The sequence below is a fragment of the Paraburkholderia sp. Clong3 genome (assembly GCF_050436485.1).
Lineage (GTDB): Bacteria > Pseudomonadota > Gammaproteobacteria > Burkholderiales > Burkholderiaceae > Paraburkholderia > Paraburkholderia tuberum.
The window spans coordinates 1-20262 of record NZ_JBNDMH010000002.1; the positions used below are offsets into that span (position 1 = coordinate 1).

General features: G+C 67.2%; 14 protein-coding genes. 5 read left to right on the forward strand and 9 right to left on the reverse strand.

The window, feature by feature from the left end; genetic code table 11:
• The 4 genes from OKW30_RS04320 to OKW30_RS04335 all read right to left on the reverse strand — a co-directional run.
• A partial coding sequence (locus tag OKW30_RS04320) for a molybdopterin cofactor-binding domain-containing protein (RefSeq protein WP_429346108.1) occupies positions 1-1099 on the reverse strand: 1099 nt, incomplete at its 3' end.
• Positions 1099-2637, reverse strand: a complete 1539-nt coding sequence (xdhA, locus tag OKW30_RS04325) for a xanthine dehydrogenase small subunit (RefSeq protein ID WP_429346109.1) — start codon at positions 2635-2637, stop codon at positions 1099-1101. The genes OKW30_RS04320 and xdhA, both read right to left, overlap by 1 nt.
• A gap of 386 nt (positions 2638-3023) precedes the next feature.
• Positions 3024-3533 (reverse strand): disulfide bond formation protein B, encoded by a 510-nt coding sequence (locus OKW30_RS04330; protein ID WP_184070759.1) that lies wholly within the window; start codon positions 3531-3533, stop codon positions 3024-3026.
• A gap of 128 nt (positions 3534-3661) precedes the next feature.
• Positions 3662-5041 carry an amidase gene (locus tag OKW30_RS04335; protein WP_429346110.1) on the reverse strand — a complete coding sequence of 460 codons (1380 nt, stop codon included), beginning with the start codon at positions 5039-5041 and terminating at the stop codon, positions 3662-3664.
• A gap of 214 nt (positions 5042-5255) precedes the next feature.
• Between OKW30_RS04335 and OKW30_RS04340 the strand changes: the two genes are divergently transcribed.
• From OKW30_RS04340 to OKW30_RS04350, 3 genes are all read left to right on the forward strand, one after another.
• Complete coding sequence (locus OKW30_RS04340; protein WP_184070755.1) at positions 5256-7013, forward strand: cation:proton antiporter; 1758 nt, start codon at positions 5256-5258, stop codon at positions 7011-7013.
• A gap of 128 nt (positions 7014-7141) precedes the next feature.
• Positions 7142-8593, forward strand: coding sequence for a gamma-glutamyl-gamma-aminobutyrate hydrolase family protein (locus OKW30_RS04345; RefSeq protein ID WP_429346111.1), 1452 nt, complete (start codon positions 7142-7144; stop codon positions 8591-8593).
• Between the two features lie 342 nt (positions 8594-8935).
• Complete coding sequence (locus OKW30_RS04350; RefSeq protein ID WP_429346112.1) at positions 8936-9649, forward strand: DUF2968 domain-containing protein; 714 nt, start codon at positions 8936-8938, stop codon at positions 9647-9649.
• 9 nt (positions 9650-9658) lie between these two features.
• On the opposite strand, the gene OKW30_RS04355 is transcribed toward OKW30_RS04350, so the two are convergent.
• Both OKW30_RS04355 and OKW30_RS04360 read right to left on the reverse strand, forming a co-directional pair.
• Positions 9659-10696 (reverse strand): hypothetical protein, encoded by a 1038-nt coding sequence (locus OKW30_RS04355; protein WP_429346113.1) that lies wholly within the window; start codon positions 10694-10696, stop codon positions 9659-9661.
• 200 nt (positions 10697-10896) lie between these two features.
• A complete protein-coding gene (locus OKW30_RS04360; RefSeq protein ID WP_018421404.1) occupies positions 10897-11421 on the reverse strand; it encodes a GNAT family N-acetyltransferase in 525 nt (174 codons plus the stop codon).
• 323 nt (positions 11422-11744) lie between these two features.
• On the opposite strand from OKW30_RS04360, the gene OKW30_RS04365 reads away from it, so the two are divergent.
• Entirely contained in the window at positions 11745-13046 is a 1302-nt protein-coding gene (locus OKW30_RS04365; protein ID WP_184070747.1) for an MFS transporter, read from the forward strand.
• Between the two features lie 74 nt (positions 13047-13120).
• On the opposite strand, the gene OKW30_RS04370 is transcribed toward OKW30_RS04365, so the two are convergent.
• The gene (locus OKW30_RS04370; RefSeq protein WP_429346114.1) at positions 13121-14968 is read right to left on the reverse strand and encodes a tetratricopeptide repeat protein; all 1848 of its coding nucleotides are present in this window, start codon (positions 14966-14968) and stop codon (positions 13121-13123) included.
• A gap of 228 nt (positions 14969-15196) precedes the next feature.
• Between OKW30_RS04370 and OKW30_RS04375 the strand changes: the two genes are divergently transcribed.
• Entirely contained in the window at positions 15197-16921 is a 1725-nt protein-coding gene (locus OKW30_RS04375; protein ID WP_429346115.1) for an FAD-dependent monooxygenase, read from the forward strand.
• Between the two features lie 86 nt (positions 16922-17007).
• Here OKW30_RS04375 and OKW30_RS04380 read toward each other — a convergent pair whose 3' ends face one another.
• Positions 17008-17268, reverse strand: a complete 261-nt coding sequence (locus tag OKW30_RS04380; RefSeq protein ID WP_184027626.1) for a formate dehydrogenase subunit delta — start codon at positions 17266-17268, stop codon at positions 17008-17010.
• An 8-nt stretch (positions 17269-17276) separates the two neighbouring features.
• Positions 17277-20261 carry a formate dehydrogenase subunit alpha gene (gene fdhF / locus OKW30_RS04385; protein ID WP_429346116.1) on the reverse strand — a complete coding sequence of 995 codons (2985 nt, stop codon included), beginning with the start codon at positions 20259-20261 and terminating at the stop codon, positions 17277-17279.
• Position 20262 lies beyond the last annotated feature (1 nt).

A 20262-nucleotide genomic window follows, 5' to 3' on the forward strand; every position in this document is an offset into this window, starting at 1 on the left:
CGCGAAACGCGGTGTTCGACTGCGTATTGGTCTTGCAGCACAGCGCGACGATATCGACGTCGGAAAGGTAGTACGCGTTGTCGAAGTGGCACACCGCGCGCGTCGCGACCGCGCCGGACAGATCCGCGGAATAGCCGGCGCGCAATGCGATTTCGACGCGCACGCCAAGCAGGCGGCCTTGCTCGTCGAAGCCCGCTTCGTACTCGTAGACCGCATCGTGGCGCTTGCCGGTGATCAGAAAGTCGTCGTCGCGATCGGCGCGCAGCTTGACCGGGCGACGCAGGCGTTGCGCCGCAAGCGCGGCCACGCACGCGAACAGCGCCGATTGCGATTCCTTGCCGCCGAAGCCGCCGCCCATGCGCCGGCATTCGCAGACGACGTTATGCGCGGGCCAGTCGAGCATGTGCGCGACGACCTGCTGCATTTCGCTCGGATGCTGCGTCGAGCTGTAGACGAGCATGCCGTCCATTTCCTTCGGCACCGCATAGGCGATCTGGCCTTCGAGATAGAACTGCTCCTGGCCGCCGACCTCGAACCTGCCGGCCAGTCGATGCGGCGCGGCGGCGATCTTCGCGTCGGGGTCGCCGCGCCGCAGATGCAGTGGCGGCAGCACGAACTGCTTCGCGGCTTTCGCATCGGCGGCGGTGAGGATCGCGTCGAGCGGCTCGTAGCGGATCACGTCGTCGCTTTTCGCGAGCGCGGCGGCGCGACGTGCGAGTTCGTGGCTCTCGGCGATCACCGCGAAGACCGGCTGGCCGAGATAGAGCACTTCGCCGTCGGCGAGGATCGGATCGTCGTGCAGCACCGGGCCGCAATTGTTTTCGCCAGGGATATCGTCGGCGCTCAGCACCGCGATCACGCCGGGCGCGTTTCTCACCGCGTCGAGATCCATCGACACGATGCGCGCATGCGCATGGCGCGACAGGCCGAGCGCCGCGTGCAGCGTGCCGTGCAGCTCGGCGATGTCGTCCGTGTAGGTCGCTTCGCCGCTCACGTGCAGCGCGGCGGATTCGTGCGGCAGCGGTACGCCGATCGACGCGTCCTCGCGTTGATCGGCACGCGCGCCCGCGGGTTCGATAAAGGCATCGGTCCGGTTCATCACGGCGACTCCTTCACGACGGCTGCGTTGGCCTCGAACGCGAACGCGTTCACGTCGCAGAGCGCGAGCGGCGCGTCGTCGCGCGTTTCGAGGTAGAGGCGCCACAGCAGATTGCGCGCGACCCTCAGCCGATACGCGCTCGACGCGCGCATGTCGGTGAGCGGCTGATAGTCGGCGGCGAGCGCGTCCATCGCGCGACGGGCCGTCGGTTCGTTCCACGCCGCGCCGTTGAGCGCGGCTTCGGCATGCGCGGCCCGCTTCGGCGTCGCCGCCATGCCGCCGAACGCGACCCGCGCCGCGCGGATCGTGCCATCTTCCGCGACGTGCAGCGCAAACGCTGCGCACACCGCCGAGATGTCCTGGTCGTAACGCTTCGCCACCTTGTAGGTGCGAAACCGCAGCGCGCCGGCCGGGCGAGGCACGCGCAGCGCGCTGACGAATTCGCCTTCCGCGAGCGCGGTCTTCTGATAGCCGAGGTAGAACGCGTCGAGCGGCACGGTGCGGGTCGTGCGATCGCGGCGCAACTCGACATCGGCGCCGAGCGCGAGCAGTGCCGGCATCGAATCGCCGATCGGCGAGCCGTTCGCGACGTTGCCGCCGAGCGTGCCCGCATTGCGGATCGGCAGCGATGCGAAGCGCGTCCATAGTTCGGCGAGTTCGGGGTAGTCGGCGGTGAGCGCCGCGTACGCGTCCTCGAGCGTGACCGCCGCACCGATGGTCAGCGTTTGCGCGTCGCGCGCGATCGTCTTCAGTTCCGCGACGTTGCCGGTGTACAGCAGATCGCCGAGATCGCGGAACTGCTTGGTGACCCACAAGCCGACGTCGGTGCTGCCCGCGACGATGCGCGCGTCCGGGTGCTGCGCGCGCAGCGTCGCGAACGCGTCGAGCGTGAGCGGGGCGTGGAAGGTGGGCGAGCCGAAGGCGGCGCCGCGGGTGCCTGGCGCGCTGTATTCGAACGTGTCTTCGCGTTGCAGCGTGCGCAGCGTGGCCGCGATCGCGTCGCGATCGAGCGCGACGCGCGGATGCTGCGCGTAGTCGAACATCTTCTGCGCGGCGTCGATGATCGGCCGGTAGCCCGTGCAGCGGCACAGATTGCCGGACAGCGCGGCGTCGATTTCATGGCGGGTCGGCAGGCCGGCGCTGACGGGCTGGTTCTCGTAGAGCGCCCACATCGACATGACGAAGCCGGGTGTGCAGAAGCCGCATTGCGAACCATGACAGTCGACCAGCGCCTGCTGCACCGGATGCAGCGCGCCGTTCGCGGCGCGCAGGTCTTCGACGGTGAAGAGGGCGCGGCCGTCGAGTGTCGGCAGGAACTGGATGCAGGCGTTGACCGCCTTCAACGTGAGGTCGCCGCGCGCATCGAGTTCGCCGATCACGACCGTGCATGCGCCGCAGTCGCCTTCCGCGCAGCCTTCCTTGGTGCCGGTGCAGCGCAAGTCCTCGCGCAGGTGCTGCAGCACGGTGCGCGTCGCCGGCACGCCCGCGACCTCGCGGACGGACCCCTGGTGGTAGAAGCGGATGGTTTGCGTTGTCATGGCGAATCGGAAGACAGTGCGGACCGGGCGCGCGTTACGCATGGGGTCGCAAAAAGCCGGCCTCGCGCACGTAGATCGCCATCCATACCCGAAGATAGCACTACCCCGGCCCGAAAATATTTCCCGTGTCGCATGAAGCTCATGCGGCGGCGGTCATGATCCGGGTACGATTCGCGCCGAGGCGAGAAGTTGCGTGCGCGGAGCGGGGACCGACAGGAACGGCGCGCGATCGCGGAACGTCGCGCAGAAAAAACGCCGGACTTCGGTGCCCGGCATGGGCAACACGAAGTCCGGCGTCATTGGCGATGCGAATCGGTAAGCGTCCTGGCGGCGAGTTCGGCGCTTCAGGCGGCGTTCGAAGCTCGCTCGACCAGGCTTGCCCGCCGTCAGGACACCCGATGGCGATTGCGCACCAGGCTCAGCACCAGTGCGACGAACGCGACGATAAACGCGACGCCCGACCACATCGGCAGCGTCAGCCCGAGAATCGGCGGATAGGCGGTTTCGCACAGGCCCGCGACCTTGAACACGCTCGGCAGCCAGTGCGCGGGGGGCAGGCTGTCGACCACCGGCTGCAGTGCGTCGAAGCCGCAGCTGAAGCCAGGATTCGCCTGGATGTACACATGGCGCGCCGCGGTCGCGATGCCGGCGAGCGCCGACAGCGCCGCCATCACTTCGAGCAGGCGCACGCCGCGCCAGTGCCTGAAGCGCGCGCCGAGGAACGCGAAGATCGCGATCAGCAGGAAGAAATAGCGCTGGATGATGCACAGCGGGCACGGGTCTTCGCGCAGGCCGAACTGCAGATACAACGCACCGCCCACGAGGGCGAGGCAGATCAGGCCGAGCAGAACCAGCAGGGTGCGCTCGCGGCGCAGCATTGCGGAGTCGTTAGTCATGGATCTTCGATTGCTCCGGAGACGAAAGGGCGGGTGCCCGCGATTCTAGCGCGAACCCCGGCCGCGCCACTTATTGCCTGAACATTGGCGCGGCGGCGACCGCGCCGGGCGGCCAACCCCGGCGCGCTCTACCGGATCGCTTTCAGCACTGCCTCGGCCGCGCGGCCGATCGCGAGCAGCGCGTCGTCGGCGTGCGGTGCGCCCGCCAGCATCAGGCCGACCGGCGCGTCGCCGCGCAGATGGCACGGCAGCGACAGCGCGCAGCTATCGAGGAAGTTGAACGCGCTCGGATTGCGCAGGATCAGCGCATTGGTGCGGCCGAACGCGTCGTCGTCGTTGAGCAGGTCGGCGAGGCGCGGCGGCACGACCGGCACGGTCGGCGCGACGACCGCGTCGAAACGCTGCCACAGCGTGCGCGCGGCTTCGTCGAGCATCGCGTCGCGCTCGGCGACGAGGTCCAGATAATCGACCGCGCTGGCCGGCTGCCCCTTCATGATGCGCACGAGCACGCGCGGATCGTACTGCTCGCGATGCTTGTCGAGCAGCGGACGATGCCACGCATACGCCTCGATCGACGAAAAGCCGAAGCGGTTGATCTCCGGCAGCCGGTCGAGCGGCGCGAAGCGCACCTCGCTGACGATCGCGCCGGCCGCCTCCAGATGCTTGAGCGCGGTATCGATCGCGCGCGCGACTTCGGGCTCGACGCCGTCGGTCACGAAATTGGTCAGCACGCCGAGGCGCACGCCTTCGAGCGGCCGCGCGGCCGGGATGCGCGGCTCGAGCCCGGCGAGCATCCGGTCGACCAGCGCGCAGCATGCGACCGACACGCCGATCGGCCCGAACGAATCGAGCGTCGACGACAGCGGCACGCCGCCCTGCTTCGGGATGCGCGCGGCGGTCGGCTTGAAGCCGGTCAGCCCGCACAAGGCGGCCGGGATGCGGATCGAGCCGCCGGTGTCGGTGCCGAGCGCGACCGCGGCCATGCCGTCGGCGACCGACGCGCCCGCGCCCGACGACGAGCCGCCCGAAATCCGCTCGTCGCCCTTCACGCCGCGCCGGTACGGCGACAGCGGATGGCCGTAGTGCGGATTCAGGCCGAGTCCGGAAAACGCGAACTCGCTCATGTTGGTCCGCCCGACGATCACGGCGCCGGCCCGCTTCAGACGCGCGACCGCGACCGCGTCGGCCTTCGCGGCGGGCGCGTCGGCGAGCACGACGGAGCCCGCGCGGGTCGGCTGGCCTTCGATGTCGAACAGGTCCTTGACCGACACCGGAATCCCGGCGAGCGGCGACAGCACGGTGCCGGCCGCGCGCAGGCGGTCGTGCGCGTCGGCGGCGGCGCGCGCGGCGTCGGTGTCGACGTGCATGAAGACGGCGGCGCCCTGGCCGGCCGGATCGGCGATCCGGTCCAGCGCGGTTTCGACGAGCGCGCGGCTCGTCGTGCGGCCGGCGGCGAGATCGGCGGCAAGCTGGGCAAGCGGTGGGAACGGGGCGAATTCAGTGGCCATGATGTCGGTAGAAATCCGGTTGAGCGCAGCGCGGGCGCATGAGCGAAGCAGTGCGGAGCCAAAGGGAAAGGTCCGTCCGCATTGTAGAGCAAGGTTTTGCGGCCGAGCGGCCTGCTACTGGCGGCGCGACGCGGCGCGCGAATTCGCCAGAAAGATGGCCGGTTCGTTTGCTACACTGCGCTTTTCGAGATTACTGTTTGTAAGGAAAGCGCTCATGCACCATGGCATCGGCTTCATCCAGGATCTGGCCGTCGTGATGGCGCTGGCCGGCGTCGTCACCGTGCTGTTCCATCGCCTGAAGCAGCCGGTGGTGCTCGGCTATATCGCGGCCGGCGTGATCATCGGACCGTACACGCCGCCGTTCCAATTGATCCACGACGAACAGACGATCCAGACGCTCGGCGAGCTGGGCGTCGTGTTCCTGATGTTTTCGCTGGGCCTCGAATTCAGCCTGCGCAAGCTGTTCGAGGTCGGCGCGACGGCGATCGTCGCCGCGCTGTCGGAAATCGTGCTGATGCTGTGGATCGGCTACGAGATCGGCAGCGCGTTCGGCTGGACTCCGATGGACTCGCTGTTCCTCGGCGCGATCCTCGCGATCTCGTCGACGACGATCATCGTGAAGGCGCTGTCCGATCTCGGACTCAAACGCGAAAGCTTCGCGCAGCTCGTGTTCGGCATTCTGATCGTCGAGGACATTCTTGGTATCGCGATGCTCGTGCTGCTGACCGGCATCGCGCAGACCGGGCAGCTGTCGGCCGGGCTCGCGGCCGTCACGCTCGGCAAGCTGCTGCTGTTCATGACGGTGTCGCTGCTGGTCGGCGTGCTGCTCGTGCCGCGCGCGCTGAACTACGTCGCGCGCACGGGCAGCGACGAGATGATGCTCGTGTCCGTGCTCGGCTTCTGCTTCGGCTTCTGTCTGCTGGTCCTCAAGCTCGATTACAGCATCGCGCTCGGCGCGTTCCTGATCGGCGCGATCATGGCCGAGTCGCGTCATCTGCGTCGGATCGAGCATCTGATCGCGCCGCTGCGCGACGCGTTTTCCGCGATCTTCTTCGTGACGATCGGACTGATGCTGAACCCGGCCGTGATGCTCGACTACGGGTGGCCGATCGCCGTGATCACGCTCGCGGTGATCGTCGGCAAGATCGTGTCGTGCGGGCTCGGCACGTTTCTGTCGGGGCAGGACGCGCGCACCTCGATGCGCGTCGGCATGACCGTGTCGCAGATCGGCGAGTTCTCGTTCATCATCGCGACGCTCGGTCTGACGTTGAAGGTGACGAGCGGGTTTCTGTATCCGATCGCGGTCGCCGTGTCGGCATTGACGACGCTGACGACGCCATATCTGATCCGCGTCGCCGATCCGCTCACGCGCCGCATCGGACAGGCGATGCCCGCCACGTTGTCCAACGTGTTCGGCATGTACGGGCAATGGCTGCGCAGTTTGATCACGGCGCGCGGCGAGCCGACGCTCGTCAGCATGACGCGGCGGATCGTATTGCAGATCGCGGTGAATCTCGCGCTCGTCGCGGCCATTTTCCTGGCCGTGTCGTATAGCGCGCCGCATAGCGGCCGGCTGCTCGCGCACTGGCTCGACGACGAGCCGCTGCAACGCGTCGTGCAGTGGAGCGTCGCGCTCGTCGTTTCGCTGCCGTTTCTCGTGGCCGTGTATCGCAAGACCAAGTCGCTCGCGCTGCTGCTCGCCGAAGTCAGCGTGCAGGGGACCACCGCGGGACGCTTCACGAGCGCGCTGCGTCACGCGATCGCCGATCTCGTGCCGATCGTGTCGATGATCGGCGTGTTTCTGCTGGTGGCGGCGCTGTCGGGCAGCATTCTGCCGCCGACTGGCCTGCTCGTCGCGGTGCTCGTGTGCGCCGCGCTGCTGCTCGCGCTCGTGTGGCGCTGGTGCGTGAAGATTCATGCGTCGATGCAGATCGCGTTGCGGGAAACCTTCGAAGAGCGGCCGGATCCTTGACCCATCGGGGTCGGTGTAACGCTTCGCAACAATGTGAGCAATTGTGTGCGGATTTGCGGGGCCTGCAGCACTGACGGATAATCAGGGCATATTCATTCGTTCGCGTGTAAGGCGCCCGTCCGACAGTCATGAGCGAAAACAAACCCGAAAACGCCGGCACGACCGGCAGTCCGCAGCCAGCCTCCTCCGCGCCGAGCAGCGCGCCGGCCGAACCGGCCGCCTCGCTTCCTCCGTCGCATGAAGATGCCATCCAGTCGGCCGCCAAAGACACGAGCCCGGCGGCCGAGGAGGCGACCGCGAGGTCGTCGACCGACGATCCGCTCAGCGCATCGTCGGTCACGCCCGAAGATCCGCGCACGGCGCGGCTGCGCGACGCGGCCGAGGCGCGCAGCGCCGCCGCCGAATCGACCGCGCGGCAGGAAGCCAAGGTGCACGAGCGCGAAGCGCGGCGCGCTGGTCCGTACGCCGGCGGCGCGACCATGGTGAAACCCGAGCCAGTCGTCAAACCGACGGCGGCCGCCGGCGAGCCGCCCGCGGGCGGCATTAGGGCCGCGGACCTCGCCACCGACGACGAAATCGCCACCGAGGCAGCCGCCGCACCCGCGGCGCGTGCGCCCGGCTCGCCGCCGCCCGGTTTCGGCGCGGCACCCGATTTCAGCGCCACGAACCCGCCGCCACCCAACGCGCTGCCGCCGTCGCCACCGCGTTATCTGAAGGAGAGCGACTCCGCGTGGAGCGTGTTCGGCCGCATCATCGCGGCGCGCGCGCGGCAGCTGTTCGATCGCGCGGGGCAGCGGATCACGCAGCGCACGCTGCGCATCGGCGTGTCGGCGCGCATCTTCCATCCGGAACCGGGCGCGAAGGGCTTGCGCGGCAAGACGCTGCAGTATCTGGAGGAGTCGGTCGCGCACTGGGTGATGTCGCGCGACGTGCTGGTGTTCATGATCCCGACCGTTGGTCATCAGGGCATGCTGCACCCGAGCAACATCCGTCTGCGCGACTATGCGAAGCATCTCGATGGCCTGCTGCTGCAAGGCGGCGCCGACGTGTCGCCGCAGACGTATGCGGAATCGGCGGCCAGCCACGAATGGCCCGGTGACCGCGTGCGCGACATGTACGAGCTCGAGCTGTTGCACGAGTTCGTCGAATCGGGCAAGCCGGTGCTCGGCGTGTGCCGCGGCTGTCAGCTGATCAATGTCGCGTTCGGCGGCACGCTATATCAGGACATCGCGACCGAAGTGCCCACCGCGAACGCCCACGTCAACGAAAACTACGATCAGCACCGGCACGGCGTGCATTTTCCGGATGGCTCGACGCTGGTGAACATGTTCCCCGGACGGCGCGACGCGATCGTCAACTCGATCCACCATCAGGCGGTAAAGACGCTGGGCCGCGATCTGAATATCGAGGCGGTGTCGGCGTCGGACGGCATCATCGAGGCCGTGCGCTACCGGCGCGCGCCGTTCGTGATGGGCGTGCAGTGGCACCCGGAGTTTCATCGCGCGGGCGGACCGGAGCTGCTCGATTGCACGCCGTTGCTCGATACGTTCCTGCGGGTCGCGCGGGAGACGAGGTTTTAAGCATGGCGGGTTTGCGTTGGTGCGGCGTGCGCGGTCGAGGTTGAGTCCGCGGCGTGGTTGCGCATCGGTCCCGCGCTTTCGCTGTTTTCCGCAGCCCGACGGAGCCATTCCATTCTGACGCACTGCCACGTTATGTGGCAGTGCGTTTTCTTCTCTCGAAATAATCAGGAGTGCGAGCTGGGTGGCGTCTTTATTTTGCGACTGTGATTTTGGATGGAGTGGTTCGCTGCGCCAACCGTCTATCTCGATTTCGAGCGTGTCCATACAGTGCCCACGAGCTTCGCGTCGCGATAAATCCGCGCGATAATCCAACGTCATTCTGGATCGGCGTGGAGCAGGCATATGAAGTACTCCTTGGTTATCCGGCGCGCTATGTTGCTCGCCGGTGTCTATGCGTTGTGGCATACGGGTGTTGCGGTGGCACAGCAGGACAGCGTGAGCGCGCCGCTGGCGGGCACGCGGCCGGCTCCAGGGGAGGTGGCGCCGCGAGAGGCTGGCCCCCAGTCCGTCGCTGAGCCCGAGGTGTCCGCGAATACGCCCGCCGCCGCGCGCGGCGACGTCGCCGATTTGATCCAGTTGATCCACGACGCGACCCTCAGCGAACTGCGCACGACCTACAACGGCAGCTACGGTGCGAGCCTGTTCTTCGATCCGCTGCGGATGACGTACTACGTCGCGTTGTTTCAGAACAAGCATTTCTGGCGCGTGATCAGGAGCGATTCGGCAGAGCGCGCGGAAGCGATCTACGCCGGTTTCGCGCAGCAGACGCAGCAACTCGCGGACGTCGAGATTCATCGCACGCGGTTGCAGGCGCAGAATGCGTATCTGCAGGGCAGCATCGCGATATCGCAGCAGCAGGCGCAACGGCTGCAGACCGATCTCGAGGTCGCCCGCACGCAGCAGGCGAAGGTCGACGACCGGCAGCGGCAGACGCGCGACGAGGCGCTCGCGCTGCGCGCGGAGCGCGACAACGCGCAGGCGCAATTGCGTCAGCTTCAGAGCGCGGTCACGCGCTTGCAGCAGCAGACGGAAGCGGGTTTGCCTGCGCCGAAGTAACGGCGGCGCTCATTGCGCGAATTGTTCCGGGATTTCGGTGACGCGACGCTGCGATATGTGGTTCATCCACTCGGTGCTATTTACCGGCAGATTGTTCGACACGGTGGAGCGCGGCAGCGGCGCGACGTCGCGCAAAGACATCATGGCGAACGTCGTTACATCAGCGTATCCGTCTTCGCCGAACCGGGTACGAACGCGCGCTTCATGCGATGGGTCATTCGCGGCATGGCGATTTACCGGAAGCGGATGCGTTTGCACGCGAAGCGCACGACGCGGAGGCGACGAGCGAATCGCGTCACGCGGGGTGGACGCATGTCGCGTGGCGGTGCCCTGAGGCAAAGCCACGATGCGCGCGGGTGCGGCGGCGGCCACGTCGACAGGTAATGGCGGAAGCACAGGAGCCGGTGTGACGGCCTCCGCAATCACCGGTGCCTCGGGACTCGCAACCAGATGCTGCGCACGACGCTTTTCTACCGGCGCCGGCGCATCACGACGGGGCATCAGAGCTTGCGCCGATTTCAGCATGTCGGAGGCCATATGCCGCGGCGCCGGAGGCTGATCGACGATCCACCACGCCAGCACCGCGACGCAGCCGATTACGCCGGCACTCGCCGCGACCGTTCGCCGATGCCGCACAGTGCGCCGCTGCGCGATTCGCGGCGAGCGGGCCTTGAGCACGATTCGCATTGGACCCTGAGGCACCTTCCGTTGCATAGCGGGATGCGCCGCCGTCGCGGTATGCGACGGTTCCCCGGCAGGCTGCGTGGCGTTCGCGACGGGCGTCTCTGCCGGCCGCTTCATGTCGGTCAGCACGCCGGTCAGCACGCCGTCGATCGACACCCACTGCCCATACGACAGCAACTGCTGATCTCTGATGCACACGGTGCGCAGCAGCGCGGCATACAGCGAATCGAGCCCGGTTCGCCAGCGCTGAGCGCCGGACAGCAACGCCCAGTCGCGGCCGAACGGTTCGGGCAGGTGGTCGAGCGTACGGAGAGGGGGAAGCGCGAATGCGCCTTCAATCAGGATGAGCGGCGTGCTGGTCATCGGTTTCTTCCGGTGTCTCGGACAGCCTCACCGGTGCGGCAGTGACGGAATTTGTAGGGGGCCGATGAAGCCATCGGCAACAGAAAATCATGCCTCGAAACTACGTCGTCCACCGTTCAGATGACTCCGAAAACAGGAACACCGCCGGCGCGCGCCGTCCCCGCGACGCCACGCGCTTCACGCACGCTCAACCACGGCGTTCAAGCCTTCAACCGGTACACGTAGCGCAACGCGGTGATATCCACGCCGCCCATCTGATCGGGCTCCGCGCCGACCAACTGCCAGCCGTGTCGCTCGTAAAAGCCGATCGCCGCCGTATTGCCCTCGAGCACGTACAGATACAGCTGTGCCTCGCCTTGCGCGCGCGTCCAGTCTACGGCCGCGTGCATCAGTGTTTTGCCGACGCCGATGCCCTGATAACCGGGCAGCGCATGCAGGTTGTCGAGCAGCACGCCCCACGCGGACTCGGGCTGGCGCTCGACACATACGAAGCCGGCCGGCTCGCCGGCCAGCTCGGCGATCAGCACGATGCGGCGCTCGCCGCCCGGCGCGCCGAGACGTGCTTCCCAATAGGCGGCGCGTTCGCGCGTGACTTCGCCGTCGAGAAACGCGTCGGGCAACAGACCGCGATAGGTCGCCTGCCAACTGGCGCTGTGGATCGACGCGATCAGCGCGGCGTCCTCGAGTGTGGCGGGGCGCAGGGAAAGAGCAGGGGTGGTTCGCATCGGCGTAATCGACTGAATGGCCTCGCGCGGACAGTCTACGGCCGCCCGCGGGTGTCGCGCGTAAGCAAACTGTATGCGTTTCGCGTCGACCCTATCAGCAGTAACATTACGTGGCATCGGCCCGACATCGAGCTCAGCGTTTACCCTCATATCGAATGAGCGCCGTGAGCAGCAGAATGCGGCGCCCGCGGGCGCACTTTGCTTATACCTGTGCGTCCGCCTGCGGCATCCGCTTGCCAAATGCAGTGGATCGTTTCAACTGCCCGCTCGTCACCGTCCGCGTCGATCCGTCCGACAGGGCGGCGGGCCTATCCGAGAGTGTCATGTCTACAGCGACCCACGCCGCTTCCACCACCGAAGAATCCAAGGTCAAGACAGTGTTCCGCGTTGTCAGCGGCAACTTTCTTGAAATGTACGACTTCATGGTCTATGGCTACTACGCTTCCGCGATCGCCAAGACCTACTTTCCTGGCGGCAGCGATTTCGCGTCGCTGATGCTGTCGCTGTCCGTGTTCGGCGCGGGCTTCCTGATGCGTCCGCTCGGCGCGATCGTGCTCGGCGCCTACATCGACCATCACGGCCGTCGCAAAGGCCTGATCCTCACACTGAGCCTGATGGCGCTCGGCACGCTGACGGTCGCGACGATACCGGGCTACGCGACCATCGGGCTCGTGGCGCCCGTGCTGGTGCTGCTCGGCCGGCTGCTGCAAGGCTTCTCCGCCGGCGCTGAGCTCGGCGGCGTGTCGGTGTATCTGTCGGAGATCGCGACGAAGGGCAACAAGGGCTTCTATTGCTCGTGGCAGTCGGGCAGCCAGCAGGTCGCGGTGGTATTCGCCGCGCTGATCGGCGTGATGCTCAACAAGATTCTGCCCGCCGAGCAGATGTTCGCGTGGGGCTGGCGCGTGCCGTTCCTGATCGGCTGTCTGATCGTGCCGTTCCTGTTCATCATCCGCCGCTCGCTGCAGGAAACCGAGGAGTTCACGGCGCGCAAGCATCGTCCGAGCATGGGCGAGATCCTGAAGTCGATGCTCGCGAACTACCCGATCGTGCTGGGCGGCATGGGCATGGTCGTCATGACGACCGTGTCGTTCTACACGATCACCGCTTACACGCCGACCTTCGGCAGGGAAGTGCTGAAGCTGTCGGCGATCGACGCGCTCGTCGTCACCGTCTGCGTCGGTATCTCAAATCTGATCTGGCTGCCGTTGTCCGGCGCGTTGTCGGACCGCATCGGCCGCCGTCCGGTGCTGCTCGCGTTCACGATCCTGACGATCCTCACCGCGTATCCGGCGCTGCAATGGCTCGTCGCCGAACCGTCGTTCGCGCGTCTGCTCGCCGTGCAGCTGTGGTTGTCGTTCCTGTACGGCTGCTACAACGGCGCGATGGTCGTCGCGCTGACCGAAGTGATGCCGGTCGAAGTGCGAACCGCTGGCTTCTCGCTCGCGTACAGTCTCGCGACGACGATCGGCGGCTTCACGCCGGCCATCGCCACGCTGCTGATCCACGTGACCAGCAACAAGGCGGCGCCGGGCCTGGTCCTCGGCGTGGCGGCAATCTGCGGTCTGCTCGCGACGCTGTTCCTGTATCGCACGCCGGAGTCACGCAATCAGTATCGGGCGGCCTGACGGTTCACTTCGTGTGCTGAAAACAAAAGACCCCGCGCTAGCGGGGTCTTTTGTTTGCGGCGCGTGGTCTGTGGCTACCCGTGCCGCAATTCGTTAGCGACCACCTCGACGACTTCATCCCACGCGCCCGGCCGCGGCTGACGCACGAGCGTCGCGCCGGGATACCACGGGCTGCGCGTGTCGCCGTCGAACCAGCGCCAGTCGGCGGCGAACGGCAGCATCAGCCACAGCGGCTTGCGCAGCGCGCCCGCGAGGTGCGCGATCGACGTGTCGATCGACACCACCGCGTCGAGCCGCTCGACGATCGCCGCGGTATCCGCGAAATCGCCGATGCGGTGGTCGAAGCGATGGATCGCGGCCGCGCGCGGATGCGCGTCGAGCGCCGCGCGGTCGTCCTCGGACAGATCGGGCTGCAACACGATCCAGTCGATGCCATCCAGTGCGAACAGCGGCTCCAGCGCGGCGAGCGGCATCGTGCGGGTTTCGTTGCGCTGGATGCGCCCCGACCATGCGAGCCCGATCTTGCGCTTCGCCTGACCGCCAAGCGAGCCGCGCCATTTGCGGCCATAGGCCGGCGGCACGCTCAGATAGGGCGTGCGCGCGTCAATCGTGTCGTAGCGCGTGCCGAGCGCCAGCGGCAGGCTCAAGAGGGGAATCTGCAGATCGGCGGCGGGGCGCGGCTGGCCCTGCGCGATCAGCGAGACGCGCCATGCCTGCGCGACGGGCGCGAAGAGCGGCACCAACTGCGGCTGCACTTCCAGCACGACGCGCGCGGCGCGAAGCGCTGCGAGCGGTACGAAGCGCACGAACTGCAGCGTGTCGCCGAAACCCTGTTCGGCATGGATCAGCAGCGTGTGTTTTTCGATCGACTCGCCGTGCCAGCGCGGCAACGTCTGGATCACCGGTTGCGCGACGGTTTGCAAGCGCCATTCGTATTCGGGCAGCCCGCGCTCGAAGTCGCGCATCGCGAGCCACGCGAGCGCACGGTTCATATGCGCGGACGCGAGATCCGGGCGCAGCCGCAACGCCTGATCGAGCGCGCGCACCGCGGCCGCGTGCGCGCCGAGCGCCTGGTGCGCGGTGCCGAGCGCAAGCCACGCGAGCGCGAATTGCGGATCGAGCCCGACCGCGCGCTCCAGATACGGCAGCGCCTGTTCGGCACGGCCGAGCGCCGCGAGCGCGTTGCCCATGCCATAGATCGCGGGCGGCAGGTTCGGCTGCAGACGCAGCGCCGCTTCAAATGACGCGACTGCCCGCGCATGGCGGCCGGTCGCATCGAACGTATTCGCGAGATTGAAGTGCGCGGCGACGAAGCGCGGCTCGGCGGCGAGCGCGGCCTCGAAGCAGGGCACCGCCTCGTTCGGTCGATCGAGCGCGTTCAGCGACATGCCCATGTTGTTCAGCGCGCCCGCGTGACCGGGGCGCAGCTCGAGCGCGCGCCGGAACGACGCGATCGCGTCCACGTGACGGCCGAGCGCGTGCAGCGCGTTGCCGAGATTGTTGTGCGACGACGCGTCGTTCGGCTGCAGGCGCAGCGAACGTTCGAACGCATCGGCGGCGTCTTCGTGACGGCCTTGCGACGCGTACGCGTTGCCGAGGTTGTAGTGCGCCATCGGGAAGGTCGGCGCGAGCGTCAGCGCGTTGCGGAACTGCTCGATCGCGGCGTCGATCTGGCCGAGCGCCTTCAGCGCATTGCCGAGGTTCAGCTGCAGCGCCGCGTCTTCGGGGCGCAGATCGACCGCGCGCCGCACCAGCGCCGCGGCTTCTGCGTGCTGGCCCTGCTGGTGGCGCAGCACGCCGAGCAGATGCAGCGCGTCGACGTGGCTGGGGTCGTGGTCGAGCGTGGCGCGGTAGCCGCGTTCGGCGTCGTCGAGGCGGCCGTCACGATGCGCCGCGAACGCGCGGTCAAATACAGGTTGCATGACGGGGAGGGCATTTGGATCAATCAGACTGAGGGCGCATTTTCCCATACTTGCGCAAGCGGCCCGGATTTGCGCGGAGCGTGAGTTCATGGGCAACGACGGATGGAACCCCCGCGCGACCCGTCTTGCCGACGCGCGATTGATGCAGCGCACCCGTGTGCGCAAGAGCGGCGGCGTACACTAGGGTCTGTTTGCATATGGAACGCATTGTTGCCTCCGGAGTTCCGCATGGACGCTGCCGCCTACGACGCGTCGCCGGTGCTGATCGTCGGGGCCGGTCCCACCGGACTTGCCGCAGCGATGAGTCTCGCGCGCGCCCACATCCCCGTGCGCCTGATCGACAAGGCGCCCCAGCCGAACCCTTACTCGCGCGCGATCGGCATTCAGGCACGCACGCTCGAACTGCTCGAGCAGCATCGACTGGTCGAACCGTTTCTCGAGCTCGGCCATCGCGCTCGCGTGGCGAATCTGTCTTCGAACGGCATGCGGCTTGCGCAGCTCGATTTCGACCCGTTGCACACGCGCTATCCCTATCTGCTGTTTCTCGACCAGTCGGTGACCGAGCGGCTCCTGACCGAGCATCTGGCGACGCTCGGCGTGAAGGTCGAGCGCGGCGTCGAGCTCGTGGCGTTCATGCAAGGCTCCGCGAGCGTTCAGGCGACCTTGCGCCGCGCGGACGGCCGCACGGAAGCCATGCGCCCGTCGTATCTGATCGCGGCCGATGGCGCGCACAGTTCGATTCGCCATCGCCTCGACCTGAACTTCGAGGGCAAGACCTTCGACCAGACCTTTCTGCTCGCCGACCTGCATGCCGAAACCGACTGGCCCGACGACGAGTTCCATATCTTCGCGTCGGGCGACGGTCTCGTCGCGCTGTTTCCGATGGGCCACGGCCGCCATCGTCTGATCGCCGATCATGCGGTCGAGCCGTCCGGCAGCGCCGCGCCGCCGGCCCCCGCGGTGCTCGGCGAGCCGCCGCTGGAGCGGGCGCCGGCGCCGTCGCTCGAACAATGCAAGGCGCTGATCGCGCGTCGCGTGCGCGAGCGCGTCGACGTGTCGGAGCTGGCGTGGTCGGCGTACTTCCACGTGAACAGCCGGATGGTCGACCGGCTGCGCGTGGGCCGCATCTTCCTCGCCGGCGATGCCGCGCACGTACACAGCCCCGCGGCCGCACAAGGCATGAACACCGGCATCCAGGAAGCGCTCAATCTCGGCTGGAAGCTCGCGCGCGTGATCGGCGGCGCGGCGCCGGATCGCCTGCTCGACACGTATCACGCCGAGCGACATCCGATCGAGCGCGAGGTGCTGCGGCAGACCGGTTTCATCACGCAGATGGCCGAGGCCGATCACGGACCGATGAAGCTGCTGCGCGAGCGCGTGATGCCGGTGCTGGCCGCGTTCGGTCCGCTGCGCGATGCCGCACGCGCGACGATCAGCGAGCTGTCGATCCAGTACCGGCGCAGTCCGCTGACGCTCGAACGCTTGCTCGACGGCGGCCCGCGCGCGGGCGAGCGCGCGCCCGATGCGCTCGTGCACGTCGTCGACGGTCCGCTCGGGCGCGCGCCGGGCGTCGGCTGCATTTTCGATCTGCACGATCCGGCGTTCTTCTCGCTGTTTCTGCTGTTGCCGCCGCTGCCCGTCGATGGCACGCCGCTCGATCCCGCCGCCAAACATGCACCGCCGCCGGACCCCGAAGTAGAAAAGCTCGCCGCCGAGGTCGAGCGGCTGCTGCCGAACGCGGTGCGAATCTGGCGCGTCACCGATACGAGCGGCGACGGCGGCCCGGCGTTGTCCGAATCGTATGGGCGCACGCGGCCGTCGTTTTATCTGGTGCGGCCCGACGGCTACATCAGCGCGCGCGGACGCACCGGCTCGGACCTGCACGGTCTCGTACGGCACTGCGAAGCGTGGTTTACGGTTGGGGGAGAGATCTCGGAACAGGCGACGTTGTGATTGGCGCCGCCTGTTGCGTGGTATGGGCACGCACGCGGCAGCGGATCGCGCCGCCGCGCCTGGTTGATTGGGGAAACCGCCCGAGCCTAAGCCGCCGGCGCCTGGGCCGGCGCCGGCGTCAACTTCTCGCGATACCTGACGATCGCCTCGCGCGTGAAGTCCGATAGCGCGATGTCATACGTGTCCGGCGCTTCGTCGAGCGTCGCGAGCAGCGCGCGCCGCATGCGCGGCTCCCAGAAGCGGCGGATGTGTTCGGCGACGCCGGTCAGCGCTTCCTCGTGATCGGGCATCGACTCGAAGAAGTCGCCGATCCGGTTCGCCATGTCGATCAGATTCCGATTGTCCATGGCTCGTCTCACTTGCCCGCGGTGACGGCCGCGGCCGCATTGGCCGGCTCGCGCTGCTTCAGCAGTTCGAGCTGTTCGCTATTGAAGCGCGAATAGTCCTTCTGCCATTGCGACGGCTGCTCGACCGGCATCACCTGCACCGCGGTCACCTTGTATTCGGGGCAGTTGGTCGCCCAGTCGGAGCTGTCGGTCGTGATCACGTTCGCGCCCGATTCGGGGAAGTGGAACGTCGTATAGACGACGCCCGGCTGCATCCGCTCCGTCACCTTCGCGCGCAACACGGTTTGCCCCGCGCGCGATTCGATGCCGACCCAGTCGCCGGTTTTGATGCCGCGTTCCTCGGCATCGTGCGGATGCAGTTCGAGCCGGTCTTCGTCATGCCAGCGCGAATTCTCGGTGCGGCGCGTCTGCGCGCCGACGTTGTACTGCGACAGAATGCGCCCGGTCGTCAGCAGCAACGGATACTTGCGCGTGACCTTCTCCGGCGATGCGATGAACTTCGTGATCACGAACCTGCCCTTGCCGCGCACGAAGGTGTCGACGTGCATCGTCGGCGTGCCGTCGGGCGCGTCCTCGTTGCATGGCCACTGGATGCTGCCCATTTCGTCGATCTTCTGGTACGACACGCCGTGGAAGGTCGGTGTGAGCCGCGCGATTTCGTCCATGATCTCGGACGGATGCGTGTAGTCCATCTCGTAGCCGAGCGCGCGCGACAGCAACTGCGTGACTTCCCAGTCCGCGTAGCCGCCGAGCGGCGGCATCACCTTGCGCACGCGCGAGATGCGGCGCTCGGCATTGGTGAACGTGCCGTCCTTTTCGAGGAACGACGAGCCGGGCAGCAGCACGTGTGCATACTTGGCGGTCTCGTTCAGGAAGATGTCCTGCACGACGATGCATTCCATCGACGACAGCGCCGCCGCCACATGATGCGTGTTCGGGTCCGACTGCACGATGTCCTCGCCCTGGCAGTACAGACCCTTGAAACTGCCGTGCAGCGCGGCGTCGAACATGTTCGGAATGCGCAGGCCAGGTTCCGGTTGCAGCGTGACGGCCCAGGCGTTTTCGAACTGCGTGCGCACGAGCGGATCGCCGATGTGACGATAGCCGGGCAGCTCGTGCGGGAACGAGCCCATGTCGCACGAACCCTGCACGTTGTTCTGGCCGCGCAGCGGATTCACGCCGACACCTTCGCGGCCGATGTTGCCGGTCGCCATCGCCAGGTTCGCGATGCCGATCACCATCGTCGAGCCTTGCGCGTGTTCGGTGACGCCGAGGCCGTAGTAGATCGCGGCGTTGCCGGCGCTCGCGTAGATGCGCGCGGCTTCGCGTACCTGTTGCGCGGGCACGCCGGTCGCCGCTTCGGTCGCTTCCGGCGAGTTCTCCGGCAGCGCGACGAAATCGCGCCACTGTTCGAACGCGCGGGTTTCGCAGCGCTCGGCCACAAACGATGCGTCGAGCAGGCCTTCGGTGACGATCACATGCGCGAGCGCGTTGACGATCGCGACGTTGGTGCCGGGCCGCAATTGCAGATGGTGCGACGCCTTCACGTGCGGCGTATCGACGATGTCGATCCGGCGCGGATCGACGACGATCAGCTTCGCACCCTCGCGCACGCGGCGCTTCAGGCGCGAGGCGAACACCGGGTGGCCATCGGTCGGATTCGCGCCGATCACCATGATCACGTCGGCTTTGTCGACGGAGGCGAACGTCTGCGTGCCGGCCGATTCGCCGAGCGTCGTCTTCAGACCATAGCCGGTCGGCGAGTGGCAGACGCGCGCGCAGGTGTCGACGTTGTTGTTACCGAACGCGGCGCGCACGAGCTTCTGCACGAGGTAAGTCTCTTCGTTCGTGCAGCGCGACGACGTGATGCCGCCGATCGAATCGCGGCCATGCTTCGCCTGGATGCGACGGAATTCCGATGCCGCGTACGAGATCGCTTCGTCCCAGCTGACTTCGCGCCACGGGTCGGTGATCGTCGCGCGGATCATCGGCTTTTTGATGCGGTCCTTGTGCGTCGCGTAGCCCCACGCGAAGCGGCCCTTCACGCATGCATGACCCTCGTTGGCCTGGCCGTTCTTGTGCGGCACCATCCGCACGACCTGGTTGCCCTTCATCTCTGCCTTGAACGAGCAGCCGACGCCGCAATAGGCACAGGTGGTGACGACCGAGTGCTCGGGCTGGCCGAGCATCACGACGGACTTTTCCTGCAAGGTCGCGGTCGGGCACGCGGCCACGCAGGCGCCGCACGACACGCACTCCGATTCCATGAACGGCTGGTTCTCGCTGGCCGCGACGCGAGATTCGAAGCCGCGTCCGGTGATCGTCAGCGCGAACGTGCCCTGGGTTTCCTCGCACGCGCGCACGCAGCGATTGCAGACGATGCACTTCGCCGGGTCGTACGTGAAGTACGGATTCGATTCGTCCTTCTGGTCCTTCAGATGATTCGCGCCGTCGAAGCCGTAGCGCACTTCGCGCAGGCCGGTCACGCCCGCCATGTCCTGCAGTTCGCAGTCGCCGTTGGCGGGGCAGGTCAGGCAATCGAGCGGATGGTCGGAGATGTACAGCTCCATCACGTTGCGACGCAGCGACTGCAGACGGTCGGTCTGCGTGCGCACCTTCATGCCGGCTTCGACCGGCGTCGTGCACGAGGCCGGATAGCCGCGCCGTCCTTCGATTTCGACGAGACACAGGCGGCATGAGCCGAACGGTTCGAGCGAATCGGTCGCGCACAGCTTCGGCACGTTGACGCCAGCTTCAGCCGCCGCGCGCATCACCGACGTGCCCGCCGGTACGGTCACCGCCTGGCCGTCGATTTCGAGCGTCACGTCGACGTCCGAGTGGCGGGCGGGGGTGCCGTAGTCGGTATCGTCGGCGAACGCGTTGGCGGCGCGTGCCAGGGCTTGCGACTTGCACGCGCAGTTGCCTGAGCCGCAGCCGCCCCCCAGGGGGACTTCCTTCGGGGCGCCGGCAGGGGAGTTGAACTGGTCGGACATG